Genomic DNA, 26,275 nt, shown 5'->3' on the forward strand with positions numbered 1-26,275 from the left:
GGCGGAAACAGCGCGATGAGGTTCACGGCCACCACCCGTCTCAACAGACGGCACACAACCGCTGGAGGAGAACATGATGCTCAACGGCAAGAACGCGGTCATCTACGGGGCCGGTGGCGCGGTCGGCACGGGCATCGCGAAGGCGTTCGCGCGCGAGGGCGCCCACGTCTTCCTCACCGGACGGACGCGGGACAGGCTCGACCGGCTCGCCAAGGAGATCGCCGCCGAGGGCGGCCGGGCCGACGCGGCGGTCGTCGACGCCCTCGACGAGGACGCCGTCGACGCGCACGCCCGCTCCGTCGCGGACCGGGGCGGCCTGCACATCTCGCTGAACCTGGTCAACCGGGGCGACGCCCAGGGCATGCCCCTCGCCACGATGGCGACGGCCGACTTCACCCGGGCCATCACCAAGGGGATCACCACGACGTTCATCACCTCGCGCGCCGCCGTCCGGCACATGGCCGAGCAGGGCTCCGGCGTGATCCTCGCCTTCAACAGCGGCTCGGCCCACGGCAGCCCGATGATGGGCAGCACCGGCCCCGCGGACGCGGCGATCGACGCCTACATCCGCAACCTGGCCCAGGAGGTGGGGGCGAGCGGCGTCCGCGTCCTCGGCCTGTGGGCGGCGGGCATCCCCGAGACCCTGACACCGGAACTGCTCGGCTCGGTGAACAGCGAGATGCGGGTCGACAGCGCGGCGCTCCGGGGCATCCTCGACAACCTGGACGGCATGCGCATCCTCAAGCGCTCCCCGTCCCTGGCCGAGGTCGCCGAGGTCGCGGTCTTCCTGGCCTCCGACCGCGCGTCCGCGATCACCGGCACCTTCGTCAACGCCACCCAGATGTTCGCCGGCTAGCCGACCGTGCGGTGGTTCCAGGGTCCACGAGACGGGGAGCGGCGTCTCGTGGACCCTGGCCGGCACCGCGTGCCGGCGGGGGCCTCAGGTGCGGCGGGCCATCTGCTGGAGGGCCCAGCTGTTGCCGTCGGGGTCCGCGAAGTAGGCGTAGGAGACCGTGGGCTTGCCGGGGGCGGACATGTCGTTGATCTCGCTGATCTCCAGGCCGCGGCCGGAGAGTTCGGCGTGCACGGCGCGGATGTCGTCGACGACGAGGTGCAGGTTCTGGATCGAGCCGGGCGGGGTGCCGACCCAGCCGTCGCCGAAGCCGATCGAGCAGGACGAGCCGGGCGGGGTCATCTGCACGATCCGCATGCCGCCGCCGGGCGTGATGTCGTGGTCGAGCTTGAATCCGACTTTCTCGGAGTAGAAAGCGATCGCCCGATCGGTGTCGGATACGGGGATCGGGAGCAGTTCGAGTCTGAGGTCCATGGGCCGGACGTCCTTTCGCCAACGCGATTGTTTTCCTTACACGGACGCGCCGATCCGGTCGGTCGGATCGGCGCCGGCTCAGCAAACCACGTCGTGCCCAGCACTGTCATGCGAACGCGGACCCCGTCTGACTCGTGCCAGTCGGGGGGAATGGCCGGTGTTCGGCGCGCGGTGGCCGGACGTTCTCCTCGCGGTGTCCCGGTGTTCCCGCGTCCCGGGGCGGCCGGAACGGAGGTCGCATTCGGGAAGAAGCGGCACTGACCTCGGGCCACGAGCATGAGTCCTGGATGAGGACCGTATGCGCCGTCGGCCGCGGGCGTGGCGTCCGGTCACCGGCGGCCCCGAACTGAGGGGTTGTGTCCATGAGGGTGCGCCTTCGCGAGTGGGGGTGGGCCGCGTGCGGCGCCGGGGTGGTGGCCGCGACGCTGGTGGCCGGGGCGCCGCCGGCGTCGGCGTCGCCGGGGGTGCGGCCGACGGCGGTCTCCGGGAGCGTTCCGGAGATCGGCCTCACGGTCGCGGACGGAGCGGCGCTGCGCTGCCCCAGAGGGGTGACGACGTGGTCGCCGATGATCGTGCCGGCCGAGGTGGCGATCGCGCGGGGGGCGCCGAACGGGAGCCTCGACCCGCGCCAGGCCGCGAACATGCCGGACGGCTCGTCCCTGTGGTACCGCTCGCTCGGCGACCTGCGGTCCGGCGGTGCGATGAGGCTCGACGCGCGGTGGACGAGCGACGGCCGGGCCGGCGTCCCGATCACGGCGGCGCTGCGGTCGGGCACCTACCTGTTGGGCGCGCTGTGCGCGAAGCCCGGCGGGGGCCGGTACACCTTCCCGCTCGACGCGAACGGCGACCTGATCGGCGAGTGGAATGTCGTGACGCTCACCTGGGCGGACGGCAATCCGGAAGCGGGGACCTTCCGCTTCGAGCAGCCCGGCACCTCCGCATCCGCCTCCGCGCCCGCGCCGCGAGCCGCCTCCGTGCATACGCAGCACGGCGCTTCGGGTGGTTCGGGCGGGAAGGGCTGGTTCGTGATCGCCGCCGCCGGGCTCCTGGTGCTGGCCGCCCTCGGCGTGACCGGCGCCCGCCTCGGCCGTCGCGCATCCGCGGAGGACAAGTGAGAGGGCCGCGGTCGATCCCGCTTCTGGCGTGGCTGGGGCTCCTGGTGGCCTCGATGTCGTGCGCCCCCGCCCAGGCGGCCGCGGCACCCGGCGCGGTCCCGGCGGGTGAGGAGGTCACCGCGATGGTCGCGGGGGCCGACCACACCTGCGCGCTGTTCGGCGGCAGGACGATGCGGTGCTGGGGCGGGAACCGGCACGGGGAGCTGGGCGACGGGACCACGGTCTCCTCGGCGAGGCCCGTCGAGGTCAAGGGGCCGGTGGCGGCGCCCACCACCACGCTCTCGCGCGGCGGGCACACGTGCTCGCTGCTCGGGGACGGGACCGTCCGGTGCTGGGGGAGCAACGGGTACGGGCAGCTCGGGGACGGCACGCGCGCCGACTCCACCCGTCCCGTTCCGGTCAGGGGGCTGACCGGCAAGGTCCGCCTGCTGGCGGTCGGGGACGACCGCACCTGCGTCGCCTACGAGAGCGGCGCCACCTGGTGCTGGGGGCGGGACGGGAGCGGCGGGCCGTCCGGTCCGGCCGAGGTCAGGGGGCTGCCGTCGCCGCCTGCGCAGCTCGTCGCGGGGGCGGCGCACACCTGTGCCGTGCTCAGGGACGGGTCCACCTGGTGCTGGGGGCGGGACGGGGGCGGCGGGCCGTCCTCCGGCGCGCCGGTCGAGGTGAAGGGGCTGCCCTCGGCGCCCGTCCGGCTCACCGCCGGGGACTCCCACACCTGCGCGCTGGTGAAGGACGGCTCGGCCTGGTGCTGGGGCGAGGGGAGGCACGGGCAGCTCGGCACCGGGTCCACGAAGCCCTCGCCGGTGCCCAGGCGGGTCGTCGGCCTGCAACGCGGACCCACGCAGCTCGCGGCGGGCGGCGACCACACCTGCGCGGTGTTCGGCGACAGCACGCTGTGGTGCTGGGGTCGCAACGACTTCGGTCAGCTCGGCGACGGGACGACCGCGGACGCCTCCAGGCCCGTGCGGGTGCGCAACGTCCGGCTCGACCCCGCGCTCCTCGTCGGCGGCGGCGGGCACACCTGCCTCGCCTACCGGGACTCCTCCATCGACTGCTGGGGGCTCAACACCGCCGGTCAGCTCGGCGACGGGACGGTGAAACCCCTCAACCGGACACCGGGCTCGGTCGTTGGCCTGGCCGCCGCACCGGCGCACCATGGTGTGCACCAGCACGAGGCCGCGGCCGCCGCGACGTCCGATCCCGATGACGGGATCCTCGCCGGAAGGGCCGCGGAGATCGGCCTTCTCATTCTCACCGCCGCTGTATTCGCCGCCTTTCTGGCGACGCGGCGACGCCCGAACTAGCGCTCCGAAGGGATTCCCAGAGATGACCGGACGGAACTGACCGTGCGGACGGAAACGGTGACCACCATCGTGGTCGGCGACGTCGCCCTGATCGTGGCGGCGTCCACCCTGCTGGGCGCGGTCGCGCGCCGGCTGGGGCAGCCGACCGTGTTCGGGCAGATCCTCGCCGGGATCGCGCTCGGGCCCACCTTGCTCGGACGATTTCCCGGCGACCCGACGTCCCGCTTCTTCCCCGGGGAGGTGCAGCCATTCCTCAATGTGCTCTCGCAGATCGCCATCGTGGTCTTCATGTTCGTGGCGGGATATGAGATCGACTTTCGACTGCTGCGGCGGGAGGGGCGCAGCGCCCTCACGGTCGGGGTGCTCGCGCTGGTGGCGCCGATGGCGCTGACGCTGGGCGCGCTGTCGCTGTTCGACGGCACGTTCGCGAACGTCGACCCGGACCACGCCGGGACGCGTGCCTTCACGCTGTTCCTGGCGGTCGCGACGTCGATCACCGCGCTTCCCGTGCTGGCCGCGATCGTCCGGGAACGGGGCATCGCGGCCACGGCCCCGGGGACGGTGTCGATGGCCGCCGCGGGGCTCATGGACGCGGCCGCCTGGCTGCTGCTCGCCGCCGCGCTCGCCGGGACCGGCCACGCCTCCGACCGGCCGTGGCAGGTCACGCTGGCGATGCTGATCGTGTTCCTCGCGGTCATGTTCGGGGTGGTGCGGCCGCTGGTGGCGCGCTGGATGGACCGGCCGCGCGCGCTGGCCGCGAACCACCTGCCGCTCGCGCTCGTCCTCGCGCTCACGGCCGCGTGGGCGACCTCGCGGCTCGGCCTGCACCCGGTCTTCGGCGGCTTCGTCGCGGGGCTGGCGATGCCGCGCCGCGACGGGGTGCCCGACGCCGAGATCCTGGAGCCGATGGAGCAGAGCGCGGGCCTGCTGCTGCCGCTGTTCTTCGTCACGACCGGCCTGTCGTTCGACATCGGCACGGTGGACGGCGGCGGCCTCGCGCTGCTGGCGGTGATCCTGGTCGTCGCGATCGGGGGCAAGCTCGTCCCCGGCTACCTCGGCGCCCGCCTCAACGGGCTGCGGCCGCGCGAGTCGGCGGTGGTCGCCGCGCTGGTGAACGCGCGGGGGCTGACCGAGCTGATCGCGCTCAACGTCGCGCTGGAGGCGGGGATCATCAACGCGGAGCTGTTCACGGTCCTCGTGCTGATGGCGCTGGTGACGACGTTCATCACCGGGCCGCTGCTGGCCGTCCTGACGCCGGAGCACAGCGTCCGGACGGCCCCGCCGCTGAAGGCGACCTCGGCCCCCTGAGCGCGGAACGCCTCAGCCGCCGCGCGGGAAGCGCGGCGGCTGAGGTGTTCCCGGCCGGCTAGGCGGCGGTTCCGCGGTCGCCGGTCTGGAGGAGGTCGCGCAGCGCGTTCTTGTCGGGCTTGCCCAGCGGGGTGTGGGGGAGGTCGGCGAGGACCTCCAGCCGCTCGGGGAGCTTGAACGCGGCGATGCCCCGGACGGTCAGCGCCGCGCGGACGCCGTCGAGCGTCAGCCGCCGGCCGGGGTGGAGCCGGACGACCAGGCACACCCGCTCGCCGAGGGCGGGGTCGGCGAGCCCGAGCACGGCGGCCTCGGCCACGGCGGGAAGCTCCTGGACGAGCACCTCGACCTCGCCCGGCGCGACCTTCTCGCCGCCCCGGTTGATGAGGTCCTTGACCCGGCCGCGGACGACGACCATGCCCTCGGGGGTGATCTCGACGAGGTCGCCGGTGCGGTACCAGCCGTCGCGGGTGAACGAGGCGGCGTTCTGCTCCGGCGCGCCGAAGTAGCCGCGCGGCGTGTAGGGGCCGCGGGTCAGCAGCTCGCCGACGCCGCCCGGCGGGACGGGCGCCCCGTCGCGATCCACGACGAGCAGCTCGTCGTAGGGGCTGATCGGCGCGCCCTGCGCGGAGTGCGCGACCTCGTCGGGGGCGTCGACCGGCATGCAGCAGATGAGGCCCTCCGCCATCCCGTACATCTGCTGGAGGCGGCAGCCGAGCGCGGGCCCGATGCGGGCGGCGACCTCGGGCGACAGCATCGACCCGCCCACCTGGACGAAGTGGAGGCTGGACAGGTCGCGCCCGCAGCCCTCGGCCTCCTCCATCCAGCGCAGCGCGATCGCGGGCGTGGCCGAGGTGACCGTCACCCCCTCCGCCTCGATCGCGGCGAACACCGGCGCGGGACGCGGCGAGGGCAGCAGCACCACCCGTCCGCCCGCGATCAGCGTGCCGAGGATGCCGGGGTTGGCCAGCGGGAAGTTGTGCCCGGCGGGCAGGACGGCGAGGTACACGCTGTCCGGCCCGACGCGGCAGATCTCGGTGATGCGGCGGATGTTGTACTCGTAGTCGTCGTGCGTGCGGCTGATGAGCTTGGGCATCCCGGTCGTCCCGCCGGACAGCAGGAACAGCGCGGGGTCCGACGGGGACGGGGCGTTCGCGTCCAGCCGGGCGCGCCGCTCCGCCTCCCCGCCGCGCCCCTCCCACAGGTCCGCGAGGGCGACGCTCCCGCGCGCCGACGGTTCGCCCGACACCAGCACCAGCGGGCGCGCGTCCAGCCGGTCCGCGACGCGGTCCGCGACACGGTGCGCGAGGGCCTCGTGGTCGTACCCCCGCCAGTCGGCGGGGACGAACAGCGCCCGCGCCCCGACGTGCTCGGCGATCGAGGTCAGCTCGTACTCGCGGTGCGGCAGCAGCATCATGACCGGCGCGGCCCCGAGCCGCAGGCACGCCATCGTGACGACGACGAACTCCCACGAGTTGGGGAGCTGCACGAGCACGCGGTCGCCGCGCGCGAGGCCGCGTTCGGCGAGGCGCTCGGCGAGCAGGTCCGCGCGCTCGGCGAGGGCCCGGTAGGTCAGCCGGGTCCCGCCGTCCACGACGGCGGTGCGGTCGGGCCCGCGGTCGGCGGACTCCCACAGGTAGGCGCCGAGGGGGCGGCCCCGCCAGCACCCCGCCTCCCGGTAGAAGGCGGCCCTGTCGTCGGGCCAGCGGACCATGCGGTGGTGTGTCGGGGCACTCATCCGGGCACTCCGTCCGGGTCGGGGGTGAGGAGCTCGGCCAGCAGCCCGGCGACGGCCTCGACCGTGGGACGGTCCCAGAACAGCGTCGCCGGGAGCTGGAGGCGGAACCGCCGTTCGAGCCCGCGTCTGATGCGTACGGTCATGACCGAGTCGACGCCCATCTCCGCGACCGGGCGGGCGGCCTCGACCTCGTCCGGCGACAGCCGGGTCTCCGCCGACACCTGGTCCCTGACCTCCGCCAGCAGGAAGTCGCGGAGGCTCTCGGGATCGAGGCCCTGCCAGGGGGCGTCCGCCGTGTCCCGCTGGGACTCGGGAGGCGCGTCGGCGAGGTCGCTGAGCAGGGGCGGCCTGCGGTCGCCGGGGCCGGGCGGGATCGTGCGGAGCACGGCGGCGTAGGGCAGCGCGTGCCGGTCGGCGAGCCACCACGCGCTGAACGCCTCGGTGGCGCTGATGTCGGAGGTGCCCCGCGCCGCGAGTTCGGCGTCGATGACGGCCGAGGACGTGGACATGCCGAGCCCCCGCCAGGACGTCCAGCCGAAGCTGGTCGTCGCGGTGTCGCCGGCGGCGCGGCGGTGCGCGGCGAGCGCGTCGAGGAAGGCGTTGCCCGCCGCGTAGCTCGCCTGCCCCGGAAGGCCGAGGAGTTGCCCGCAGGAGGAGAAGAGCACGAAGAAGTCCAGCGTCCCCGGCGGGAACATCTCGTGCAGGACGAGCGCGCCGTTCACCTTGGGCCGCATGACGGTGCGCAGCGACTCCTCGTCGAGCGTGCGGAGCGTGTGGTCGTCCAGGACCCCGGCGGCGTGCACGACGCCCCGGATCGGCGGCAGCCCGAGCGCGGCGAGCGAGAGCAGCTTGCGCGCGGCCTCGGCGTCGGCGATGTCGAGCGCGACGGTCGCGACCGTGACGCCGAGCCGCTCCAGCGAGCGGATCTCCTCCACCCGCGCGGCCTCCGCCGGGTCGGTCAGGTCGTCCCAGGTGTCGCGGGGCGGCAGCGAGCGCCGGCCGACCAGGACGAGGCGCCGCCCGCCCCGGTCGGCCAGCCAGCGCGCGACCTCCAGCCCGAGCGTGCCGAGCCCGCCGGTGATCAGGTAGGTGCCGTCGGGGCTGCAACTCAGCGGCTCGCGCACCGGCTCGCCCTCCAGCGGCCGCAGCCGCGCGACCGACGCCTCGCCGTCGCGGACGACGACCACGTCGTCCTCCAGCGCCGACCCGACGATCTCGACCAGGCTCGGCGCGTCCTTGGGCGAGGAGCCGACGTCGACGACCCCGCCCCAGAACTCGGGGTGCTCGCCGCCGATGATCCGGCCGAGCCCCCACAGCGCGCTGTGCGCGAGCGAGCCCTCCTCGGCGCACTCCCGCACGCCCTGGGTCGCGCACCACAGCCGGGCGGGCGCGGCGAGCCCGGAGTCGGCGAGGCGCCGCGCGGTCCGGGCGAGCAGCCAGGCGGCGTCCACGGCCGCCTCGCCGGTGTCGACGGACGGGCCGAGCGGCGGCACGACCACGATCGTGTACCCCCCGGCCAGCTCGGACTCCGCCAGGTCCTCGGGCGCCGCCGCGACCCGGAACGGGACGTCGGCCGCGCCGAGCCGCTCGGTCAGCCGGCCGAGCAGCGCGGTGTCGGGCCCGACGAGCACCACCGAGGTCCGGGTGGCGGCGGGGATCTCGGGCAGCGGGCGCCAGACCAGCTCGTGCACCAGCCGGCGCGGGCTGGTCAGCACGGCCGTGTCGCCCTCCAGCACCCCGTAGCGGAGCCGGTCGAGCCTGCCGACCACCGCGCCGCCGGTGTCGCGGATCTCCACGTCGACCGTGTCCTCGCCGACCACCCGCACGAGGACCAGCGCCCGCGCGGGGCTCGGGCCGTCGAGCGCGACGCGGTGGACGTGCGCGGGCATCCGCAGGACGGGGTCCCCGGCGAAGGCGACCGACGCCGCCGACAGCGCCGCGTCCAGCAGCGGCGCCCAGGTGTGCGGCGGCTCCGCGCCGTCGCCGACCTGGACGTCCACGGCCAGCGCGCCCCCGCCGGCCCGCACCCGCGGCAGCTCCCACGCGAAGCCCATCGCGGCGACGCCCAGCGTCGCGAGCCGGTCGACCACGTACCCGGGCGGCAGGTCGGTGCCGGTCTCGGGGAGCGGCCCGCCCGGCGGAAGGGGCTCGGTGCGGACCTCGCGGGTGCCCGTCGTGTGGGTGACCCAGGCCCGGTCGTCGGGGGTGCTGTCGGCGATCCGCGACGACAGGCGGAGCATCGCGTCCTGGAGGACGATCTGCACCTCGCGCGGACGGGTGACCGTCACGGGGACGTGCAGGCCGACGCCGGTGAGGTCGGGCCGCTCGCCCCCGGACGAGGCGGCGGTGAGGAAGGTGTTGAGCAGCACGGCGGCGGGCACGATCTCGACCTCGCGGACGGGGTGGTCGCCCGGGTAGGGGCGCGTCTCGCGGTCGAGCGAGGTCAGCCAGACCGTGGCGGGGGTGGAGCCGTTCACGCTCGTCCGCCCGCCGAGCAGGGTGTGGCCGCGGGGGTCGTGCCGCTCCAGCACCTGCGGCCGGGCGGCCGACTCCTCGATCCAGTGCGGGCGGTGCCGCCACGGTGCCGGGGGGAGGTCGGCGGGGCCGCCCTCGGGCCACAGCGCCGACCAGTCCACCGGAGCGCCGTGGCAGTGCAGGACGGCGAGGTTCTCCAGCAGCGTCCGCCGCTCGGGGCGGTTGCGCCGCATCGAGTGCGCCACGCAGCTGTCGGCGGAGCCGCCCAGGTCGTCGAGGGTCTCGATGATCGAGTGCTCCACGACGGGGTGCGGGGAGACCTCCAGGAACATCCGGTACCCGTCCTCGCGCGCGGCGGTCACCGCGTGCATGAACCGGACCGTGCGCCGCAGGTTGGCGGCCCAGTAGGCGCCGTCGCGCGCCGCGCCGTCGCGCGGGTCCTCCAGCGCCGTCGTGTAGAGGGGCACCTCGGGCGGGCGCGGCGCCAGGTCGGCGGCCGCCGCCTCCAGCCCGTCCAGCAGGGGGTCCATGGCCGGGCTGTGGAAGGCGACGTCGGAGTCGACCCTCCGCACGGCGACGCCCTCGGCCTTCAGCCGCCCGCCGAACGCCTCCACCGCCGCCGGGTCGCCCGACACCACGGTCGACCTCGTCGCCGCCGCGACCGCGACCGCGACCGCGACGCCGGTCCGGTCGCCGAGCATCTCCGCGACCGCCTCGGGCGGCATCGCGACCATCAGCATCGCGCCCTGACCGACCACCCGCCGCAGCAGCAGCGACCGGCGGCAGACCAGCCGCGCGCCCTGCTCGACGGTGAGCACCCCGGCGGCGACGGCGGCGGCGATCTCGCCCACCGAGTGCCCGATCACCGCGTCCGGCCGCACCCCGGCGGCCCGCCACGACGCCGACAGCGCGACCTGCGCCGCGTAGATCATCGGCTGCGCGACGTCCACCGGGAGCGGGGCGTCCCGCCGGATGACCTCGATGGGGGAGAAGCCGATCTCCTCCCGGAACACGGGGTCGATCTCCCGCATGACGGCGGCGAACTCCAGGTCCTCCGCGAGGGACTCCTTGGCCATGCCCCGCCACTGCGTGCCGTGCCCGGAGAACACCCACACCAGCCCCGCGCCGGGCGCGAGCGCCTCGGTCGCCGCGACCCCGCGCAGCGCGGCCGCGAGTTCGGCCCGGTCGGAGGCGACCGCGGCGGCCCGGTGGGCGAGGTGGGTGCGGCCGAGCGCGAGCGTGTGGCCGATGTCGCGGAGCGGGACGTCCGGCGCGTTCTCGACGTGGTCGGCGAGCGCGGCCGCCCGCTCGGCCAGCGCCTCGGGCGACGCGGCCGACAGGGGGAACACGCGCGCGGTGCCGTCGTCGCCCGCGCCGCCGGGCGCGTCGGCCTCCTCCAGGATGACGTGCGCGATCGTGCCGCCGTACCCGTAGCCGGAGACGCCCGCGCGCCTCGGCCCGGCCCCGGACGGCCAGGGCGACGCCTCGGCGACGACCCGCAGCCCGGAGGTCTCCCACGGGATCGCCGGATTGGGCTCGGTGAACCCGGGATTGGGCGGGATCTCGCCGTGCCGCAGCGCGAGGACGGCCTTGATCAGCCCCGCCATGCCCGCGCCCGCCTCCAGGTGGCCGACGTTCGGCTTGACCGACCCGATGAGCAGCGGGTCCTCGGCGGGCCTGGCCGCGCCGAGGACCTCGGTGAGCGCCGCCGCCTCCAGCGGGTCGCCGACCCGCGTGCCGGTGCCGTGGGTCTCGACGAAGCCGACCGAGGCCGGGTCGACGCCCGCGCCCTCGTACGTCCGGCGCAGCAGGTGGGCCTGCGCGTCGGCGTTGGGCGCCATGATCCCGCTGGTCCTGCCGTCCTGGTGGACGGCGCTGCCGCGGATGACCGCGAGGACCCGGTCGCCGTCGCGGCGCGCGTCGCTCAGCCGCTTCAGGACGACGACGCCGCCGCCCTCGCCCCGGCCGTAGCCGTCCGCGTCGGCCTGGAAGGACTTGCTGCGGCCGTCCGGCGCGATCGCGCCCGCCGCGTCCAGCACCATCGACAGGCCCGGCGCCGCGACGACCAGCACGCCGCCCGCGAGCGCGACCGGGCACTCGCCCGCGCGCAGCGCCTGCGCCGCCAGGTGCACCGCGACCAGCGAGGACGAGCAGGCCGTGTCGATCGCCATGCTCGACCCCCGCAGGTCGAGGACGTGCGAGACGCGGTTCGCCACCGCGCAGTACGCGCCGCCGATGCCCGACCACGCCTCGATCCTCGGCAGGTCCTCCAGCAGCCGGCGGCCGTAGTCGTCGGAGCCGACGCCCATGAACACCCCGGCGTCGGTCCCGGCCAGCGAGTGCGGCGGGATGCCCGCGTGCTCCAGCGCCTCCCACGACAGCTCCAGGATGATCCGCTGCTGCGGGTCCATCAGCGCGGCCTCGCGCGGGGTGATGCCGAAGAAGTCGGCGTCGAAGCCCTCGACGTCGTCCAGGAACGACCCCGTGCGGGGCGCGTCGCGGACGGCGGAGGCGTGGTCGGGGCCGCGCTCGGCGTACCAGTCCCAGCGTCCCTCGGGGAGTTCGCCGGCGGTGGTCCGGCCCTCGCGCAGGAGCGTCCAGAACCCGTCCGGCGAGTTCACCCCTCCGGCGAAGCGGCAGGCCATCCCGACGATGGCGACGGGTTCGGGCGAGTGCATCGCGCCCACCTTTCCTTCACAGCGGACCCGGGATGGTCCCCATCGTCGGTTCGCCGCCCGGCCCCCGGCACCTTGAGAAGTGCGGAGCCCCGGCGGTACCGGGCGCCGCGTCCGGCACCGATCATGGGAGCGGGAGGCGCCATGGACGTGAGGCACGTGGTGATCGTCGGAGCCGGGCCCGCGGGGCTGTTCGCGGCGCGCATGGTGCGGCTGCTGCTGCCGGCCGCGGCGGTCGAGGTGTTCGAGCGCGCGGGCCCGGACGAGGTGTCGGGGTTCGGCGTGACGCTGTCCGCGCGGACGCTCGGCGGGATCGCCGAGGCCGACCCGGACACGCACCGGCGGATCGCGGCGGCGAGCCTGCCCCTGTCGGGGATCGAGATCGCGCTGCCCTCCGCCACGCTCCGCTACGACGGGTTCGAGGTCGCGAGCATCTCCCGGAGCACGCTGCTGGCGATCCTGCGCGAGCAGGCCGAGGCGGTCGGCGCGCGCGTCCGGTACCGCGCGGCCGTCCCGCCCGGGGCGGTGCCCGCGGCGGACGTCGCCGTGTTCGCCGACGGCGCCGCGTCCGCGCACCGCGGCGCCCGCGCCGCCGGGTTCGGCACGACGGCGCGGGCCGGGGCGGCGCGGTTCGTGTGGCTCGGGACGCCCGCCGACCTCGGCGGCCGGACGTCGTTCGCGTTCGTCCGCACCCCGCACGGGCCGATGGCGGCGCACTGCTACCCGCACGCCGACGCGGGCGGGACGGTCGTGGTCGAGACCGACGAGGCGACCTGGCGCGCCGCGGGCCTCGCGGGCGCCGAGACGGTCGGCGCGACGGGCGGCGCGACGGTCGGCGCGACGGTCGGCGAGGCCGCGCTCGTCCGGCTCGGCGACGTCTTCGCCGACCACCTCGGCGGCGCGGGCCTGGTCGGCGCCCGCAGCCGGTGGGGGCGCTTCACGGTCGTGGCGAACCGGAGCTGGTCGGCGGGGAACGCGGTGCTGCTCGGCGACGCCGCGCACACCGCGCACTTCACCGTCGGGTCGGGCACGAAGCTGGCGCTGGAGGACGCGATGGCGCTGGCGACGGCGCTCGCCGCCCACCCGGACCGCGCCGAGGCGTTCCGCGCCTACGAGGAGGCGCGGCGCGGGCCGGTCACCCGGACCCAGCGGCTCGCCGCCCCGAGCATGCGCTGGTGGGAGAGCTACGGCCGGCGCCTGCACCTGCCGCCGGAGGAGTTCGGGCTGCACTTCCTGACCCGCACCCCCGCGATGACCTACGTCGCGCTCCGCCGCCGGTGCCCGGAGCGCCTCGCGGAGGCCGCGGTCCTGTTCGGCGGCCGCGCCGACCGCCACGCGGCCGAGGCGCCGTTCGAGCACGGCTCGATCCGGTTGCCGCACCGCGTCGTCTCCGAGGCGGTGCCGCGCCTCGTGGAGGTCCCCTGCCCCGAGGACCCGGACTGGAGCGAACTCGACCCCCCGCTGCCCAAGGTGGAGGACGGGTGCGCCGTCCTGGTCCGGGCGCAGGAGGGGCGGGAATGGGAGCGGTGGCACGAGACCGTCCGGTACGCGGGGGCGGTCCGGGCCGGGACCGGCCGCCCGGTCGCGGTGCGGGTGCCCGCGGACTGGAGGGACGGCCCCGGCCTGGACGCCGACGGCGACTCCTGGCAGGCCCGCGTCCACCTGGCGCTGCTGTCGGGGCGGATCGACCTGGTCGCCGCCCGCTGAACCCCCCGGCCTCGACGGCCGGGGGGCGGAGGATCAGCGGGGCGAGGGTCAGCCGGCGGGGCGGATCAGCACCTTGCCCGCCGCCTCGCGCGACTCGATCGCGCGGTGCGCGGCGGGCGCCTCGGCCAGCGGATGCGCGGCATGGACGCGCGGCCGCAGCTCCCCCACCATCCCGAGCACGGCCGCGGCGCGCCGCCGCGTCAGCTCGGGCGTGGGGTCGTAGCGTCCGAGCGACGGCTTGGTGAGGAACAGCGTGCCGCCCAGCGCGTTGAGGTCGACGGCGCCGACCGGGCCGCCGGTCTGGCCGTAGGAGACGAACGTCCCGCGCGGACGCAGGCAGGTCAGCCCCTCCGCGAAGGTGTCCCGGCCCACCGCGTCGTAGACGACGTCGACGCCGCGCCCGCCGGTCAGCTCCAGGACGCGGTCGGCGAAGTGCCCGCCGGAGTAGTCGACCACCTCGTCGGCGCCCGACTCCCGTGCGGCCTTCGCCTTGGCGGGGGTGGAGGCCGTGCCGATCACCCTCGCGCCCCGCAGCGACGCGAGGCGGCACAGCAGCCCGCCGACCCCGCCGCCCGCCGCGTGCACGAGGCAGGTGTCCCCGCCGCCCAGGGGCACCACGTCGGTGGCGAGCATGTGCGCGGTCATCCCGTGCACGAGCACGGCGGCGGCGTCCTCGTCGGAGACGCCGTCCGGAACCGGGACGAGGCGGTCGGCGGCGACGACGCAGTGCGTGGCGTAGGAGGCCGACGGCCCCATCCACGCGACCCGGTCGCCCGGACGGACGCCCTCGACGCCGTCGCCGGTGCGCAGCACCTCGCCCGCGCCCTCCATCCCGGGCGTGAACGGGAGCGCCACACGGTAGGCGCCCGACCGCTGGAAGAGGTCCACCACGTTGACCCCGGCGACCGCCACCCGCACCAGCACCTCGCCGCCGGCGGGTTCGGGCTCGGCGGCCTCGACGACGCGCATGACGTCGGGCGGCCCCTGCCGCTCCAGGACGACGCGCCGCACCGCTCAGCCCCCCGCCATCGGCGCGAGGATCGTGACCGTGCTCCCGGCCTCCACCACGGTGGCGTCCCTGCGCCGCCGGGGGATCATCTCGTCGTCCACGCACAGGTTGACGTAGCCGAGCGGCTCGCCGTCCGGGCCGAACAGGCGTCCGCCGATCCACGGGTGGTCGTCGGCGAACCGCCGGATGACCTCCGGCAGCGGGCCCTCGGTGCCCTCGAAGGCGGTGTCGCCGTCCGGGCTCCACACCGAGGGAACCATGATCTTGATCATCAATGCCTCACTTCGACGGGCGGATGCGGGGGCCGCGCCGCAGGCGCGCGGTCGCCCCCGTTCATCGTCGGTCCGGCCCGTGGCCGCCTTCATCCTCCAGAGTGCGCGGGGCCCCGTGCGGGCCCGACCTGGCCGTCGTCCGGTCGCCGCCCGGGGCCGCACCCGGGCGCACCCGAGAATCGGGCCGCCCGGTAACGGGAATCGGTCCGTCCGTGAGAGCCCGGCGGATGCGATCGGGAACAGTGCGTGAAAGCCGCATAACCGCATAGCCGCATGCCGCCGTCAAGTCTCGGTTATGGGACTGTGACCTCGGCGATAGAAGCGTTTTGTTTTGTTGTGAATTGCTCAGATCCATGGTTGCGGAAGCGCCGATGTATGGATGTATCTTGTGGGAGAAAACGGGGCAGGCGGACATGTCTGCGCCCGTCAGGGCCTGGACGGGGCCTTGTGGGGAAGCATTACAACGTAATATTACGATGTGATGTTACGAATGGTGAGGTGGCGATTGCAGATGTCATGTCCGCGCGAATGAATGCCACTTCTCCCGAAGATCTGGTGCGTAAGCACGGGGGGATTTGAACCATGTGTGGTCTGTGTTGCACGCCGCGCGAGGACGCGGTCGCGGCGGCCGGCGGGCGCCCCGGGAGGGGCGCCCCGCGGTGGACGCGGCCCACACGCTCCCTGCCAGGAGGGGTCCGTGCGCCACGGGCCCCGGCGCTCCCACCCAGAGGTCGTGCCGCCTGATCGCTCCCTGACGCCGTCGGCCGGTGCCCGCCGACCGGCCGGCCCCTCGCCGGGGCCCGGCCGAGCGCGGGCCGACGCGCGTTCGTTTCCCGGCGGACAGCCGCCCTGGGCATTGACCCATTTTGTTTCAGGAAGATGTGGAGTGGCCTGTCAAGGAGGGGAAAGAAGTTGGACGACACGCTGGAAGACATGAGGGATCCCTACCGGGCCCGAGGGGCCGGGGATCCCGCCAACGCCGCCATGGAGCAGGCCGTCGTGCGAGTGATCGAGACGATGCGGGAGAATCTGGGGGAGCGCATCACCGTCGATGACATGGCACGTGCGGCGATGTTCAGCAAATTCCACTTCTCCCGAATCTTTCAGCGGATTACCGGGGTATCACCGGGAAGATTTCTTTCCGCCATGCGCCTACAGGAGGCGAAACGGCTGCTGTTGACCACTTCTCTCACCATCACGGAGATCACCTATCTGGTCGGTTACTCCAGCGTCGGCACGTTCAGCACCCGGTTCAAGGAGGCGGTCGGGCTGCCCCCGACCGACTACCGCCGGCTCGGCGGTTTCACCGACACGATCTCCCGGGACTGCCGCCGCCGGGGCCTCGGGGTCGCCACGACCACCGTCAGCGGGCAGGTCAGGCCGCCCGACACCGGGGCCGTCGGACCGGTCTTCGTCGGCCTGTTCCCCGACTGGATCCCGCAGGGCTCACCGGTGAGCTGCACGGTCCTGCGGCGCCCCGGCCCCTACCAGCTCGACAAGGTCCCCCCGGGCACCTGGCACGTGCTCGCCCACGCGATGCCGCCCGGCCTGGAGCGTTACCAGCATCCCGGCGACGAACCCCTGATCGTCGGGGCGAACGGCCCCATCACGATCCGGTCGGGGGCCGGGCAGCGCCGCGCCGACCTCTGCCTGCGTCCGATGCGGGTGCTCGACCCGCCGGTCCTGCTGGCGCTGTTCGAGGTGCGCATGGAGGCGCTGGGCGGCGCCCCGCAGCAGGACCGCGCGCGGGCGTCGGCGGACCGTGCCGCCGCGCGGCGCGCGGAGACCGGGCAGGTGGAGCAGGCGAGAGCCTGAGACGGATGAGGGCCGGGCCGCGTGAGCGGCCCGGCCCTTCTTGTTCCGTACCTGCTTATTCTGTACGTACCTGCTTATTCTGTACGTACCTGCTTGTTCTGCACGTGCGTGCTTGTTCTGCACGTGCGTGCTTGTTCTGTACGTGCGTGGCCCTTCGACCAGGTCCGGCCACACCCGTGGCGGAAGGTCCGCTATACCGGGTGGACCGTCATCGGCAGGCCGCCGCGGACGCGCAGCGACAGCATCGGCTCGGGCACGACCTGCCGCCCCGGGGTGAGGCGGAGCCGCAGGTCGCGGCAGGCGAGGGCGAGCGCGAACGTGGCCTCCATCAGCCCCAGGTGGTTGCCGACGCAGAACCGGGGCCCCGCGCCGAACGGGATGTAGGCGTAGCGGGGCCGCTCGGTGGTCGCCTCGGGCTCGAACCGCTCGGGCCGGAAGGCGTCCGGCGCGTCCCAGAAGGCGGGGTTGCGGTGCAGGGTGTAGGGGCAGATCAGGACGTCGGAGCCGGCCGGGACGTGGTAGCCGCCGACCTCGTCGTCGCGCTGCGCCTGCCGCGTCAGGATCCACACCGGCGGGTAGAGGCGCATGACCTCCTGGATCACCATGTCGGTGTAGGTGAGCCGCCGGAGGTCCTCCAACCGCGGCGGCCGGTCGCCGAGCACCTCGACGGCCTCGGCGTGCAGCCGCTCCCACACCTGCGGGTGCCGGTCGAGGAGGTAGAACGCCCAGCTCAGGGTGGACGCGGTCGTCTCGTGCCCGGCCAGCAGCAGGGTGATCAGCTCGTCGTCCATCCGCTGCCGCCGGACGCGCCCGTCGCTCTCCTGGAGCGTCGAGCCCATCAGCCGGGACACGACGTCGTCGCCGCCCTGCGCGCGGTCGAGCATCACCAGGTCGTCGGCGACGTGGTGCAGGTAGCGGCGCGCCCACCGGAAGCGGAGCTGCTTGGGCAGCGGCACCCAGGTCGGGACCATGTTGAGCGTGACCATCTCGAACATCGCCTGGTCCTGGACGGCCTCGAACGCCCCGCCGGCCGAGCCGAAGCCGCCGAGGTCGGCGTCCAGCAGCGTCCGGCCGAGCACGCCGAGGGTCAGCGCCGTCATCTCGTGCACGACGTCGACCGGCGCGCCGCCGGCCTGGTCGCGGAGCCGGTCGACGAGCCGCCCCGCCTCCTCGGCGACCACCCCGGCCTGCCGCGCGATCCGCTTGTGCTGGAAGACCGGCTGGATCGCGTCGCGCTGCTTGCGCCACAGCTCGCCCTCGCTGGTCAGCAGCCCGTCGCCGAGGGCGCGCTTGGCCTGGATGAGGCCGATGCCCTTGTGGTAGTTGGCGCTGTTGTCGGCGAGGACGTGCTTGGCGTGGTCGGGGTGGTTGAAGATGTAGAGGGTCTTCGGGCCGATGCGGACCCGCGCCGCGTCCCCGTACTCCTCGGCGGCCTGCGACATCAGGCCGAGCCGGTCGCGGATCAGCTTGGCGAACAGCACCGGCGTCCGGCTGCGCGGCGGCCCCGGCGGGACGCGCCGCCCGTGCGCGGGCGCTCCCCGCGGGTTGGTTCGGCGACCGAGCACGCTCACGTCCGCACCTCACTGATCAGGGGGGCCATCCGGCGGAGCTTCCCGCCGTGGAACAGCAGCGCGTCGGCGCCCGCGCCGCGCCGCAGCGCGGTGACCCGTCCGACGAAGATCGTGTGGTCGCCGCCGTCGTAGCCGCGCCACAGCTCGCACTCCAGGCTCGCGAGCGCGCCGCTGATCAGCGGGACGCCGGTGAGCGGCCCCGGCCACCAGTCCACGGACTCGAACTGCGAGGCGCCGAGGCCGCGGCGCCGGGTGGCGAAGTGGCGGGCGACGCCCTCCTGGTCGCCGGCCAGCACCGAGACCCCGAAGTGCTCGGCGGCGCCGAGGACCCCGTGCATGACGGCGGTCCGGTCGACGCAGACCAGGACGAGCGGCGGGTCGAGCGAGACCGAGGAGAAGGAGTTGGCGGTCATCCCGTGCGGCATCGCGCCGCCGACGGTCACGATGGTGACGCCGGTCGCGAACGTCCCGAACGCCTCCCGCAGCGCCTTCGCCTCGGTCCCCGCTCCGTCCGGTGCGGCGGTCATGCGACCCTCCCCACCTCTGCGGTCCCGAGCGAGTACGGCTCCAGGGCCCTGAGCAGCGCCTCCGGGACGCGGGACGGCTCGGTGCGGGTGTTCGGGCCGCGCATGCACGCCACCCGCTGCCGCCCCCGCGCCACCAGCGACTCGCCGTGCGGGTCGAGCCGGTAGTAGTCGAAACCGAATTCCAGTTGCGTCTGCGCGAGTTCGATCAGCCGCATCCGGATCGACAATTCGTCGAACGCGGTCAGCTCGGCGAAGAACTCGCAGTCGACCTTCAGCGTGAACAGCTTCAGGTCGTCCTGGAGGTCGGCCAGGACATCCGGCGCCTTGCTCTTGAGGAACAGCTCCCTGCACCGGCCCTGCCAGGACAGGTAGTTGACGTAATAGACGTTGCCGACGAGGTTGGTCTCCTCGAAACCGACCGTGTGCAGGTACTCGTAGTAGTTCGACAATTCAGGACCGCCCTTCGGCGAGAAGTGCGAATGCCACCGGCTCAGGCGCGCCGTGCAGCGTGGTGACGAACGTCGCGACCGCCAGCTCGCCCGAGGCGAGGACGACCCAGCCGGGGCGCCGCGCCGCGCCGAGCGTCAGCGGGGCCGTCGCGGGCAGCCCGTTCTTGGCGAGGCACTCCATCGCCACCCACACGCGGGTGGCCGCGGCCTGCGGGTCCTCGCCGGTCTCCGCCGCGATCAGGTCGCACAGCACCCGGTGGCGGCCGAGGAGGGCGTCCCAGTCGGCGGCCGCGCGCGCGACGACCGGCTCCAGGTCGCAGGCGACCGGGCCGTCCGCGGTGACGGCCATGGTCAGGCCCGCGCCGTGCGAGCACGACACCGGACGCCCGCCGTCGATCTCGGGGCGCCCGTCCGCCCGGTGGCGCAGGGCGACGGTCCGGCCGAGCGCGCGGCCCAGCGCGACCGCCGTCCACTCCCGCCGTTCGCGGACGTCCGCCGGACGCGCGTGCGGCTCGACCGCGACCGCGACCGGACCGCCGAGCAGCTCCTCCGCGGTGCGTTCGAGGAAGGGGCCGAGCAGGGACGGCGCCCACGGCCCGGGGCCGTCGTGCTTGCGGACGGCCTGGAGCCGCAGCCCCTCCCAGCGCTCGACGACCCGCCCGTCCGCGTTGCGGACGGCGACGTCGTAGACATAGCCGTCACCGTCCTGCGAGCGCTCGGTGGCGCAGTACCGGACCTGCTCCAGCCCCCGCAGCGCCTCGCCCGCCGGGTGGATCCGGTCGATCCCGGTCGGCAGCAGCGTCGCGTGCGGGACGCAGACCTGGTTGCCGTGCATCAGCGCGTCCCGCATCCCGGGGTCGCCGAGCAGCAGCCGCTGGGGGAGGTAGGCCGCGAACCAGCCGCCCTCGCCCGCGACCGCCAGGTCGGCGTCGACCCGCCGCGCGGCGAGGTGGTGGTAGCGGCGCAGCCGGTGGAACCGCGCGCCCTGGAACAGCACGTCGCCGTAGAGGCTGCGGGCGGGGTCGATCGGCACCGCGGGCAGGCCGTCCCCGACCTGCTCGGGCGGGCCGTCCGGCGCGGCGGGGCCCGCGTAGCGCAGCCGGGCGTGGAAGTGGTCGGCGGCGAACCCCGTCTCGGCGCTGCGGATGACGACCTCGACGGTGTCCGCGCCGGTGACGACCGCCGCGACCCGGATCGCCGTGCTGCCCTCGGGCGGGACGACGATCGGGCGCGGGAACCGGGCGTCCTCGATGAGCGGCGCCCCGGCGCGGCCGGTGACCGCCGCGGCGACCTGCGCCATCGCCTCCATGCCGAGCACGGCGGGCAGCAGCAGGTTGCCGTCGAGCAGGTGGTCGGCGAGGTAGGGGTCGGTGCCCGCGCTCAGCGTGGTCTCGGCGACCAGCTCGACGCCGTGGTAGCGGACGAGCGGCCGGTCCACGAACCGCAGCAGCGGCAGCTCGGGCTCGTCGTAGCGGACGGTGTCGATCGTCCCGGTGCGCCCGCTGATCACGACGGTGACCGGCGCCTCCGGGTCGGCGAGCAGCCGCCGCATGATCTGGACGCCCTCGTCGGGGTGGATCGCGGTGATCCCGTCGCGGGCCAGCTCCTCGACCACCGACAGCCGCTCGCCCATCCCGACGCCCGACCAGACCGACCACTCCATGCACAGGCAGCGGCAGTCCGGGTGGCGCCCGGCGAACTCCTCGGTGAACGCCGCGAGCCACTCGTTGGCGGTCGCGTAGTGGGCCTCGCCGCGCAGCCCCGCCCGGCCGATGATGCTGCCGAAGGTGACCAGCAGCTTCAGCCCGCCGGTGTCGAGCGCGTCGAGCACCGTCGCCAGGCCGCCGATCTTGGGCGCGAACGTCCGCGCCAGCTCGGCGGTGTCGAGTCCGGCCAGGGACGCGGGCTCGTTGCGGCCCGCGCCGTGCAGCACGGCCGTCACCGGCCCGAGCGCCGCCGTCGTCTCCTCCACCGCGCGGCGGACCTGCTCCGCGTCGGTCACGTCGGCGCGCGCGTACCGGACGGTGACGCCGCGCTCCTCCATCCGCCGCAGGTTCTCGGCCAGCTCCTCGTCGCGCTCCGGGTCGGAGCGTCCGAGGACGGCGAGCCGGGCGCCGCCGTCGAGCGCCATCGTCAGCGCGCACTCGGCGGTGATGCCCTTGCCGCCCCCGGTCACGAGGATCACGTCGTCCGGCCCGAGCGGCTCCCGGCGCGCGGCCGGTTCGACCGGCAGCACCCGCAGCGTCGGCACGCGCCGCGCCCCGGCGGCGTCGTAGTGGGCCTCGCTGAACCCGGTGGTCGCCGCGACCTCGTCCAGCACCCAGCCGATGGCCTCGGGCGTGTCCGGGACGTGCGCGATCGTCACCCTGAGCTGCGGCGCCTCCTGCCGCAGCGTCCTGACCATGCCCGCCGCGCCCCGGTCGCCGTGCTGGACGAGCACGAACCGCTGACCGGAGGGCGCCGTCGCCGCCGCCTTGACCGCGTCCAGAACCGGGCCGAGTGACGCCTCCGCGACGTCCGCCGGGACGCACACCAGGACACCGGACCCGACGCCGCCGCTCTCCAGGGCGTCGCGCAGCGGCCTCGCCAGCTCCGAACCGGCGCCGGTGAGGCTCCACCCGCCGTTCCCCTCGTCGCGGGGCGCGGCGGCCACCGGGATCTCGTCGCGGTCGACGGCGTAGGCCCGCGCCCAGGACGCGGCGCCCTCCACCACCGGCTCGGGCCGCTGCCCGCCGCGCCCGTCGGCGAGCGCGTCCAGCACCTCGGCCAGCTCGCGGATCGTGGCGTTGGCGAAGTTGGTCGGCGCCTGCGCGACCGACAGGCCGAGCGCCTGCGCCGCCTGGTTGAGCACCTGGCCGACGGAGATCGAGCTGAGGTGCAGGCTGTCGAGGAGCTGGCTGTCCTCGTGGACCATCTCCAGCGGCAGCTCGGCGCGCTCGGCCGCGAGCCTGCGCAGCAGCTCCACGCTGGAGGCCGCCTCGGACGCGCCCACGGCCGCGGTCTCGGACGCGGCCGGCGGCGCCTCCGGCCTGACCTCCGCGCCGATCGCCGACTCCGGGGCCTGCTCGCACGGGCTGGCGAAGAAGGAGAACCCGGCGCCGATCTCCAGCGGACGGGTGAAGCGGCCGCGGAACAGCGCGTCGTGCCGGACGGGCGCGCCCGCGACGAACGCGGCGGCCGCGACCCGCAGCAGCCCGGCCAGCGACTCGTCGTCGGTGTCCAGCGCGACGGCGGGGACGTCGGCGATGTCCTGGGTCAGGCCGCTCAGCACCCGCCCGGGGCCGACCTCGATGAACAGGTCGGTCTCCTTCGCGGCGAGCTGGAGCGCCTGCGCGAACAGCACCGGACGGGTGATCTGCTCGCGCAGCAGCCCGTTCACGTCGGTGCCGGGCGGCAGCGCCTCCCCGGTCACCGTGGACACGACCCGGCGCCCGACATCGCTGAAATGTTCGTCTGTGAGCTTGTTGACGAACGCATCAGCGGCCGGAGCGACGAGCGGCGAGTGGAACGCGTGCGAGACCGCCAGTGCCGTCGAGCCGATCCCGGCGGCGGCGGCGCGCTCCCGCACGGCCTCGACCGCCGCGACCGGGCCCGCCACCACCGTCTGCGCGGGGCCGTTGAACCCCGCGATGACCACCTCGGTGCGGTCCAGGAGGCCCGCGACGATCTCGGATGACGCGGCGATCCCCGCCATCGTCCCCGACGCGCTGTGCTCGGTCATCGTCCGCCCGCGCGTCGCCGCCACCTTCAGCAGCGTCGGCTCGTCCATGACCTCGGCCCAGTGCAGCGCGGAGATCTCGCCGAGGCTGTGGCCGACGGCGACGCCCGCCTCCAGCCCGAGCAGCGCCATCGCCCGCAGCCCCGCCATCGAGCCGGTGACGATGCGGGGCTGCGCGAGCGCCGTCGCCGTCATGTCGCCGGTGCCGGGCAGCGCCGCCCGGTCGTAGACCTGCGCGACCTCGGGGAAGCGCCGCCGCAGCGCGCCGCCGCTGGTGCCGCGGCCCGACCCCTGGCCGGGGAACAGGTAGCCGATCCTCGGCGCCTTGGCCGCGTGGCCGAGGAACGCGCGGCCGTCGGGGGCGAGGACGCTGGTCGTCCCCGCGTCCACGGCCTCGACGAGCCCCCGCAGCCGCCGCTCGGCCTCGTCCGGCGAGGACACCACGACGGCGGCCCGGTAGGGGAGGCCCTGGAGGGACCGCTGCGCGGTGGCCGCGAGGTCGCCGAGCTGCGCGTAGGACAGCGCGGGCACCCAGTCGGCGAGTTCGGCGAGGCGCTCGCGGAGCTTCGGCCAGGACGCCGCGTCCAGCAGGATCAGCTCCGCGTCCTGCACGGACGACGCGAGCGGCTCGGCGGCGGGGAACGCCGGGGTCCGGGGGCCGGTGCCCTCCAGGACGATGTGGCTGTTGATCCCGCCGAAGCCCATCGCGGTGACGCCGGCGCGGACGGCCGCGTCCCGCGGCCAGGACTCGGCCTTGCGCAGCGCCCGCAGCCCCGAGCCCTCCTCGGTGATCACCGGGTGGGGGTCGAAGCAGCCGACGGTGGGCGGCAGCACCTGGTGGTGCAGCGCCATGACCGCCTTGATCAGCCCGGCCACGCCCGCCGCCGCCTTGGTGTGCCCGATCATGCCCTTGACCGTGCCGATCACGGCGGACGGCGCCGCCGGGTCGGCCGCGACCCGGGCCTGCGACAGCGCGGACAGCTCGGTCGCGTCGCCGACCGCCGTGCCGGTGCCGTGCCCCTCGAACAGCGGGACGGTCTCGATCCCGAACCCGGCGCGCTCGTAGGCGCGCCGCAGCGCCAGCCGGTAGCCGCTGACCTCGGGACGGGTGATGCTGCCCTTCCCGTCGGAGGAGATGCCCCACCCGGCGATCCGGGCGTAGGGGCGGCGGCCCAGCGCGGCGGCGTCCTCCTCGCGCATCAGCACGACCATGCCGCAGCCCTCGCCGGGCCAGAACCCGTTGGACCCCTGGTCGTAGACGCGCATCTCGCCGCGGGCGAGCGCGCCGGTCTTGGCGAACCCGATGATCTCGAACGGGTCGATCGACAGGTCCACGCCGCCCGCGACCGCGACGTCGAGCTCGCCGTCCACCAGCGCGCGGCACGCCGTCGTCACCGACAGCAGCGACGACGAGCAGGCGCCGTCGACGGTGTACCCGCCGCCCTTGAAGTCGAAGAAGTTGCAGACCCGCCCGGCGATCGTGTTCGACAGCCCGCCCGCGAGCGTGTCCTCGTCGATCGCGGGGAACGGCGCCTTGTAGCGCCCCTCGACCTCGCGCAGGAACTCCCCGATCCGCTCGTCCGGCCAGCCCTCGCCCGACAGCGCGTCGGCGAGCGTCCGCCGGACATAGGGCCAGCGCAGCCGCATCGTGTTGGCCCTGGTGAACTCCCCGGTCAGGGTGTTGCCGACGACGACGCCGGTCCGCTCGCGCGGCAGCCCCTCGCCCTCGGGGAACCCGGCGTCGGCGAGCGCGCGGGTCGCGGTGTCGAGCGCGAGCCAGTGCGTCAGGTCCGTCGACCGGTACGTGCTCCCGGCGATCTTGTAGCCGATCCGGTCGAACTCATAGCCCTCGATGACCGCGGCCATCCGGGCGTAGAACCGGTCGGGGGCGGCGGGGTCGGCGTCCCAGTAGTCCTCCAGCCGCATGCGCTCGTCGGGCAGCTGGCGGAACGCCCGCCGCCCGGCGACGGCGTTCTCCCACAGCTCCTCCGGCGAGGCGGCGTCGGGATAGCGGCACGCCATCCCGACGACCGCGACACCCGTGCTCCGGCCGCCCGTGTTCGTCTCGCCCGTGATCGTCTCGCCCGTGTTCGTCCCGGCGGCCTTCGTCTCCGTCATCGCACACCCCCACGCGCCACCAGGCCGAGCGCGATGTCGCGGCGCCACCGCTCGAAGGCGGGCATCTCGCCGTCACCCGCGTCGGCCGCGGCCTTCCTCGTGTCGTCGCAGATCTGGGCCGCCTCCTCCGGTGACACCCCGCACAGCACCCCGGTGCCGACGGCGGTGTGCTCCACCGAGAGGCCGGCGCGCAGCCGCGCCTTCGCCGCGAACGCCGACCCCTGGGCGACGTTGACGCGGTAGGGCCCGGCGCGCCGCGCGAACTCGCGCAGCTCCTGCTCCCGCGAGCCGCCCGCGTAGGTCGCCGCGAGGCCCGCGCCCGCCCACAGGTCGGCCTGCCGCGACTCGGCGAACCCGTCGATCAGGTCGCACACCACCCGGACGTCGGTGCCGCCCACGAACCACAGCGCCCGCCCGATGCCCTGGTCGATCGCGTGCCGGGCGTACCCGTGCGGGTCGTCGGCGGGCCAGGGGAACCCGGGCTCCTCGTGGTGCTGGTGGACGTAGCGGTCCGTCTTGAAGTAGGCCTGGTGGAAGCCGTAGCCGTCCAGCGCGAGCCAGCGCAGCACCGGGTCCGGAAGCGAGATCTTCGACCAGCGGAACCGGGGCACGCGGGCCATCGCCCAGCCGGCGCCGATGTAGGCCATGTAGATGTGGGCGTTGCCGCGTCCCGCGAGGAACCCCGCGAGCCGGCGGCTGCCGCCGCCCGGGAGCGCGTCCAGGACGGTCAGGCCCATCGCGGCGCCCTCGTAGGCGAAACCGCGGAACCGCACCGGCACCTCCTCCAGCCGCTCCTCGGCCTCGGCGACGGTGCGCGCCTCGACCGCGTGGCCGTATCCCGTGAGGAAGCTCGCCCCGACGTTCTCCAGCAGATCCCGGGACTCCGCGTCTTTCTCATGGAATCCGCGGGTGCGCAGCTTGGTCTCCGAGACGTTCGGGGTGAGAACGCGACGTCTGAGTGACCGCAGGTTACCCGCCAATTTGTCCTCCCGGTTCCACCGAGTGTGGTGCGTCAGCGCAATTAAGGGTCATCGTTTCCGGCGGGCGCGGGCGGCGCCAACTTCCAGCGTGCTACCGGCTCGCCCGGTCATTTCCGCGGCCCGCAGCGCGCGTCCGGAGAAAGGCGCCGGCGGCCGGTGGTGGATGTTCA

Annotated in this window: 16 protein-coding genes; 6 read left to right on the forward strand and 10 right to left on the reverse strand. The window is 74.9% G+C overall.

The window, feature by feature from the left end:
* The first annotated feature begins 76 nt into the window (after window positions 1–76).
* Complete coding sequence (locus GNZ18_RS30850) at window positions 77–856, forward strand: SDR family NAD(P)-dependent oxidoreductase (protein WP_216651486.1); 780 nt, start codon at window positions 77–79, stop codon at window positions 854–856.
* 84 nt (window positions 857–940) lie between these two features.
* On the opposite strand, the gene GNZ18_RS30855 is transcribed toward GNZ18_RS30850, so the two are convergent.
* Window positions 941–1,327 carry a VOC family protein gene (locus GNZ18_RS30855; protein ID WP_156220118.1) on the reverse strand — a complete coding sequence of 129 codons (387 nt, stop codon included), beginning with the start codon at window positions 1,325–1,327 and terminating at the stop codon, window positions 941–943.
* Between the two features lie 362 nt (window positions 1,328–1,689).
* Between GNZ18_RS30855 and GNZ18_RS40945 the strand changes: the two genes are divergently transcribed.
* Genes GNZ18_RS40945 through GNZ18_RS30865 form a run of 3 tightly spaced genes read left to right on the forward strand, consistent with a single transcriptional unit; the run spans window position 1,690 to window position 5,054 of the window.
* Entirely contained in the window at window positions 1,690–2,442 is a 753-nt protein-coding gene (locus GNZ18_RS40945; RefSeq protein ID WP_173390931.1) for a hypothetical protein, read from the forward strand.
* Window positions 2,439–3,746 (forward strand): RCC1 domain-containing protein, encoded by a 1,308-nt coding sequence (locus GNZ18_RS40950; RefSeq protein ID WP_173390932.1) that lies wholly within the window; start codon window positions 2,439–2,441, stop codon window positions 3,744–3,746. Before GNZ18_RS40945 ends, GNZ18_RS40950 begins: the two co-directional genes overlap by 4 nt.
* 57 nt (window positions 3,747–3,803) lie before the next feature.
* Window positions 3,804–5,054 carry a cation:proton antiporter gene (locus tag GNZ18_RS30865; protein ID WP_216651487.1) on the forward strand — a complete coding sequence of 417 codons (1,251 nt, stop codon included), beginning with the start codon at window positions 3,804–3,806 and terminating at the stop codon, window positions 5,052–5,054.
* Between the two features lie 58 nt (window positions 5,055–5,112).
* On the opposite strand, the gene GNZ18_RS30870 is transcribed toward GNZ18_RS30865, so the two are convergent.
* Window positions 5,113–6,789 carry a (2,3-dihydroxybenzoyl)adenylate synthase gene (locus GNZ18_RS30870; protein WP_156220121.1) on the reverse strand — a complete coding sequence of 559 codons (1,677 nt, stop codon included), beginning with the start codon at window positions 6,787–6,789 and terminating at the stop codon, window positions 5,113–5,115.
* Entirely contained in the window at window positions 6,786–11,942 is a 5,157-nt protein-coding gene (locus GNZ18_RS30875; RefSeq protein ID WP_156220122.1) for a type I polyketide synthase, read from the reverse strand. The genes GNZ18_RS30870 and GNZ18_RS30875 overlap by 4 nt, the downstream gene beginning before the upstream one ends.
* A gap of 141 nt (window positions 11,943–12,083) precedes the next feature.
* Between GNZ18_RS30875 and GNZ18_RS30880 the strand changes: the two genes are divergently transcribed.
* On the forward strand, window positions 12,084–13,646 hold the full coding sequence (locus GNZ18_RS30880) for an FAD-dependent monooxygenase (RefSeq protein ID WP_173390933.1): 1,563 nt from the start codon (window positions 12,084–12,086) through the stop codon (window positions 13,644–13,646).
* A 48-nt stretch (window positions 13,647–13,694) separates the two neighbouring features.
* On the opposite strand, the gene GNZ18_RS30885 is transcribed toward GNZ18_RS30880, so the two are convergent.
* Window positions 13,695–14,657, reverse strand: a complete 963-nt coding sequence (locus GNZ18_RS30885; protein WP_312874852.1) for a quinone oxidoreductase family protein — start codon at window positions 14,655–14,657, stop codon at window positions 13,695–13,697.
* Window positions 14,658–14,660: 3 nt separating this feature from the next.
* The gene (locus tag GNZ18_RS30890) at window positions 14,661–14,927 is read right to left on the reverse strand and encodes a MoaD/ThiS family protein (protein WP_156220124.1); all 267 of its coding nucleotides are present in this window, start codon (window positions 14,925–14,927) and stop codon (window positions 14,661–14,663) included.
* Window positions 14,928–15,944: 1,017 nt separating this feature from the next.
* On the opposite strand from GNZ18_RS30890, the gene GNZ18_RS30895 reads away from it, so the two are divergent.
* The gene (locus tag GNZ18_RS30895; RefSeq protein ID WP_281378191.1) at window positions 15,945–16,742 is read left to right on the forward strand and encodes a helix-turn-helix transcriptional regulator; all 798 of its coding nucleotides are present in this window, start codon (window positions 15,945–15,947) and stop codon (window positions 16,740–16,742) included.
* Window positions 16,743–16,933: 191 nt separating this feature from the next.
* Here GNZ18_RS30895 and GNZ18_RS30900 read toward each other — a convergent pair whose 3' ends face one another.
* From GNZ18_RS30900 to GNZ18_RS30920, 5 genes are read right to left on the reverse strand one after another with little or no spacing between them, the layout of a single operon-like run.
* The gene (locus GNZ18_RS30900) at window positions 16,934–18,313 is read right to left on the reverse strand and encodes a cytochrome P450 (protein ID WP_312874853.1); all 1,380 of its coding nucleotides are present in this window, start codon (window positions 18,311–18,313) and stop codon (window positions 16,934–16,936) included.
* On the reverse strand, window positions 18,310–18,840 hold the full coding sequence (locus tag GNZ18_RS30905; protein ID WP_156220125.1) for a flavin reductase family protein: 531 nt from the start codon (window positions 18,838–18,840) through the stop codon (window positions 18,310–18,312). Before GNZ18_RS30905 ends, GNZ18_RS30900 begins: the two co-directional genes overlap by 4 nt.
* Entirely contained in the window at window positions 18,837–19,289 is a 453-nt protein-coding gene (locus GNZ18_RS30910) for an acyl-CoA thioesterase (protein ID WP_156220126.1), read from the reverse strand. The genes GNZ18_RS30905 and GNZ18_RS30910 overlap by 4 nt, the downstream gene beginning before the upstream one ends.
* Before the next feature lies 1 nt (window position 19,290).
* The gene (locus tag GNZ18_RS30915) at window positions 19,291–25,125 is read right to left on the reverse strand and encodes a type I polyketide synthase (protein ID WP_216651488.1); all 5,835 of its coding nucleotides are present in this window, start codon (window positions 25,123–25,125) and stop codon (window positions 19,291–19,293) included.
* Window positions 25,122–26,105: a DUF1702 family protein gene (locus GNZ18_RS30920; RefSeq protein ID WP_156220127.1), complete on the reverse strand. Its 984-nt coding sequence runs from the start codon at window positions 26,103–26,105 to the stop codon at window positions 25,122–25,124. The genes GNZ18_RS30915 and GNZ18_RS30920 overlap by 4 nt, the downstream gene beginning before the upstream one ends.
* Between the last annotated feature and the right edge of the window lie 170 nt (window positions 26,106–26,275).

Origin of the sequence: Actinomadura litoris (genome assembly GCF_009733595.1) — a bacterium.
Taxonomy (GTDB): Bacteria; Actinomycetota; Actinomycetes; order Streptosporangiales; family Streptosporangiaceae; genus Spirillospora; species Spirillospora litoris.